This is a genomic window from Micromonospora sp. 15K316, from assembly GCF_004348525.1.
Lineage (GTDB): Bacteria > Actinomycetota > Actinomycetes > Mycobacteriales > Micromonosporaceae > Micromonospora.
This window is the reverse complement of record NZ_SMKG01000365.1, coordinates 1-3316: the sequence shown is the minus strand read 5'-3', so window position 1 is coordinate 3316 and position 3316 is coordinate 1. Positions and strand designations below refer to the sequence as shown.

Below are 3316 nucleotides of genomic sequence, written 5' to 3'. Positions count from 1 at the left end.
CGTTGCGCCGCGCACGGCGCGCCACCCACCCCCGGCACCGCCACGCCGACCGGCCACACCGGACGGTCCGTCGGCGCCTCCGGCCGCGCCGGTTGACCCGTACGCCACGTCGACCGTGAACGGCCGGCTACGCCCGGCCGGCCGCGGCCGCTGAACCACGCGCCACCCACCCCTCAGCCCGACCGCCTCTCCGGCGACCCGGGCGTCACTCTCCGGAGCCATCCGTGCGTACCCTGCTGCTCTCCACCTCCGACACCGACCTGCTCGCCGCCCGGGCCAGCGGCGCCGACTACCGGTTGGCCAATCCGGTCCGCGTCGACGCCGACTCCGTTCCCGCGCTGCTCGACGGCGTGGACGTCGCCGTCGTACGGCTGCTCGGTGGCCGCCCCGCGTGGCCGGACGGCCTGGCCGCGGTGCTCGCCTCCGGCGTGCCGACGGTCGTGCTGAGCGGCGAATCGGCGCCCGACGCGGAGCTGATGGCGGCCTCCACCCTGCCTGCCGGAGTGGTGACGCAGGCCCTGGCGTACCTGGTCGAGGGGGGTCCGGAGAACCTCGCCCAGCTGACCCGCTTCCTCTCCGACACGGTGCTGCTCACCGGCGAGGGCTTCGCGCCGCCCGCACCCACCCCGGCCTACGGAGTTCACGGTGACCGGGCGACCGATCCGGACCGGCCGACCGTCGGCATCGTCTTCTACCGGGCGCACGCGCTCGCCGGCAACACCGCCTTCGTGGACACGCTCGCCGACGCGGTGGAGGCGGCCGGCGGGAACGCCCTGCCCGTCTACTGCGGATCGCTGCGCGGCCTGACCGCCGGCGCCGGTCCGCTGGAGCTGCTGGCCCGCTGCGACACGCTGCTGGTGACGGTGCTCGCGGCCGGCGGCGCGGTGGCCGCGGACGCCTCCGCCGGCGGCGACGAGGACGCCTGGGACGTGGGGGCGCTCGCCGCGCTCGACGTGCCGGTGGTCCAGGCGCTGCTGCTGACCAGCACCCGCGAGCAGTGGGCCGGCTCCGACGCCGGGCTGACCCCGCTGGACGCCGCCATGCAGGTCGCCGTCCCGGAATTCGACGGCCGGATCATCACCGTGCCGTTCTCGTTCAAGCAGATCGACGCCGACGGGCTCTCCGGCTACGCCGCCGACCCGGAACGCGCCGCCCGGGTCGCGGGCATCGCGGTCCGGCAGGCCCGGCTGCGTGGGCTCCCGAACGCCGAGAAGCGCCTCGCGATCGTGCTCAGCTCGTACCCGACGAAGCACTCCCGGGTCGGCAACGCCGTCGGCCTGGACACCCCCGCCTCGGCGGTGCGGCTCTTCGCCGAGCTGGCCGACGCCGGGTACGACCTCGGCGACACGCCACCGCCCGACGACGGGGACGCCCTGATCCACGCCCTGATCGCCGCCGGCGGGCACGACGTCGAGTGGCTCACCCCCGAGCAGCTCGCCGCCGCCGGGGCCCGGGTGCCCGGCGAGGTCTACCAGCGCTGGTTCGACGAGGTGCCGACGCCGCTGCGCGAGCGGATGCGCGCGCACTGGGGCGAGCCACCCGGCGAGCTCTACACCGACGGCGGCGACATCGTCCTGGCCGGGCTGCGCTTCGGCAACGTGGTGCTGCTCATCCAGCCGCCGCGCGGCTTCGGCGAGAACCCCATCGCCATCTACCACGATCCGGACCTGCCGCCCAGCCACCACTACCTGGCCGCGTACCGGTGGCTCGCCGCCCGGCCCGAGGAGGGCGGCTTCGGCGCCGACGCGGTGGTGCACCTCGGCAAGCACGGCACCCTCGAATGGTTGCCCGGCAAGGGCCTCGGGCTGGCCGCCGACTGCGCTCCGGACGCCGTCCTCGGCGACCTGCCGCTGGTCTACCCGTTCATCGTCAACGACCCCGGGGAGGGCACGCAGGCCAAGCGCCGCGCCCACGCGGTGGTCGTCGACCACCTGGTGCCGCCGATGGCGCGCGCCGAGACGTACGGCGACCTGGCGAAGCTGGAGCAGCTGCTCGACGAGTACGCCACCGTGCAGGCCCTCGACCCGGCCAAGGTTCCGACAGTGCAGGCGCAGATCTGGGCGCTCGTGCGCACCGCCGAGCTGCACCACGACCTGCACACCGAGCAGATGCCCGCAGCCGAGGACTTCGACGACTTCGTGCTCCACCTCGACGGGTACCTCTGCGAGGTCAAGGACGTGCAGATCCGCGACGGCCTGCACGTGCTGGCCGACGCGCCGGCCGGCGACGCCCGCGTCAACCTGGTCCTCGCCGTGCTGCGTGCCCCGCAGGTGTGGGGCGGCAGCCACGCCCTGCCCGGCCTGCGGCAGGCGCTGGCCGCCGCCCACGGGCTGGACGAGGCGGCGCTGCTCGCCGCGCCGGGTGAGCGGCTGGAGATCCCCGCCGAGCTGACCGAGATCGTGGACGGGCCGGCGGTCACCGCCGCCGACGCGGTCGACCTCGTCGAGGCCCTCGCGCGCCGGCTCGTCGTCGGCATGGAGACGCTCGGCTGGGACGCCGGGAAGGTCGACGCGGTGGTCGCCGAGGTCACCGGCCGCGACCTGCCGGACGCGAGCGCGCTGCTGCGCTTCGCCGCCACCGAGCTGGTTCCCCGGCTCGACCGGACCACCGACGAGCTGGCACACACGCTGGCCGCCCTGGCGGGCCGGTTCGTGCCACCCGGGCCGTCCGGCTCGCCGACCCGGGGCCTGGTCAACGTGCTGCCGACCGGCCGCAACTTCTACTCCGTCGACCCGAAGGCCATCCCCAGCCGCAACGCCTGGGACGTCGGGACGGCGCTCGCGGACTCGCTGCTGGCGCGGCACCTCGCCGACACGGGGGAGTACCCGCGCTCGGTCGGGCTCACCGTCTGGGGCACCAGCGCCATGCGCACCCAGGGTGACGACATCGCCGAGATCCTCGCGTTGATCGGCTGCCGCCCCACCTGGGACGACCGTTCCCGCCGGGTCACCGGCGTCGAGGTGGTGCCGCCGGCCGAACTGGGCCGCCCACGGATCGACGTCACCGTGCGGATCTCCGGCTTCTTCCGGGACGCCTTCCCGCACGTGGTGGCCCTGCTCGACGACGCGTTCCGACAGGTCGCCGCCCTCGACGAGCCGCACGAGGAGAACTTCGTCCGGGCCCACGTCGCCGCCGACCTGGCCGAGCACGGCGACGAACGCCGGGCCACCGCCCGGATCTTCGGCTCGAAGCCCGGGGCGTACGGCGCGGGACTGCTGCCGCTCATCGACGCCCGGAACTGGCGCAGCGACGCCGACCTGGCCGAGGTGTACGCGGTCTGGGGCGGCTACGCGTACGGGCGGGGGCTGGACGGGCG

Annotated in this window: 1 protein-coding gene; it reads left to right on the top strand. The window is 75.4% G+C overall.

The window, feature by feature from the left end:
• Positions 1 to 224: 224 nt before the first annotated feature.
• The coding region (cobN, locus tag E1211_RS31410; protein ID WP_132353759.1) for a cobaltochelatase subunit CobN at positions 225 to 3316 on the top strand (3092 nt) is incomplete at its 3' end.